Origin of the sequence: Mesorhizobium sp. WSM4884 (genome assembly GCF_029625675.1) — a bacterium.
Taxonomy (GTDB): domain Bacteria; phylum Pseudomonadota; class Alphaproteobacteria; order Rhizobiales; family Rhizobiaceae; genus Mesorhizobium.
Map to the genome: position 1 here is coordinate 1 of NZ_JARTVO010000055.1, position 1,056 is coordinate 1,056.

Genomic DNA, 1,056 nt, shown 5'->3' on the forward strand with positions numbered 1-1,056 from the left:
TAGAGCGGGATGATTTTAGGTTGAACAGTATCCTGCGTTTTCGAAGTAGTTGTTGCATTCGGTTGCGGTGAGGCCATCGAGGATTTCGCCGATCGCGCTGCAGACAGTCTCGACGGTTCGCCGCGCCGCCTTTCTGAGCCAGTGCTTGAGCTTGGCAAAGACTTGCTCGATCGGATTCAGATCCGGCGAATATTTCGGTAGGAGCAGAAGTCTGGCGCCGGCGCCGCGAATGGCGCGGCGCACTGCCTTGCCCTTGTGCGAGCCGAGATTGTCCATGATCACGATGTCACCAGGTTTGAGGGTGGGAAGCAGAACCTGCTCGACATAGAGCTGGAACCGTTCGCCGTTGATCGGTCCGTCGATCAGCCACGGCGCGTCCAGGCGATCATGGCGCAGCGCCGCCAGGAAGGTCATGGTCTGCCAGTGGCCGTGCGGGACCTCGGCATGGAGCCGCTCCCCGACCGGCGCCCAGCCGCGCAGCGGCGCCATGTTGGTCTTGGTCCAGGTCTCGTCGATGAACACCAGGCGTGAAGGATCAATCGCGGCGCGATACTTCAACCATTGCTGACGCCGGCGCGCGACGTCGGGACGCCGCTGCTCGGCCGCGACCAACGTCTTTTTTTATAACTGAGCTTCTCCTCGTGAACGAATGCCCAGACCGAGCGGTAGTCCACCTTCAGGCCGCGGTCGGCCAGTTCCGCGACCAGCCCGCGCAAGGTGAAGGCCTCATTGCGGCAGCGCTCAACCAACCAGTCGCGGTGGGTGCCGCGGATCTTCTTGGGCTTATGTCCACCGATCTGGCCGGGGCTGACGCTGCCTGTTTCGCGAAAGCGCCCGACCCATCTGATCACCGAGCTGATGCCGACATCATAACGCGCCGCTGCTTGCCGGCGCGAAAGCCCCTCCTGCTCAACCGAAGCGACAACCCGGTCCCGAAGATCGTTTGAATATGGCTTGCCCATCCATGCCGGCCTCCTTCTCCCAGCCAGCATCTTGAATCTGATTTGCAGACCCTTGGGAATCCCCTTCGATTCAAGCCAAAATCATCCCGCTCTA

1 protein-coding gene is annotated in these 1,056 nt (G+C 61.3%); it reads right to left on the reverse strand.

Features of this window, described 5'->3' with window-relative positions; translation table 11 throughout:
* Nucleotides 1-15 precede the first annotated feature (15 nt).
* A protein-coding gene (locus tag P9236_RS30645; protein WP_278078207.1) for an IS630 family transposase occupies nucleotides 16-962 on the reverse strand; the annotation gives its coding sequence in 2 pieces (ribosomal slippage) (nucleotides 16-621 and nucleotides 624-962; 945 coding nt in all).
* Nucleotides 963-1,056: the final 94 nt, after the last annotated feature.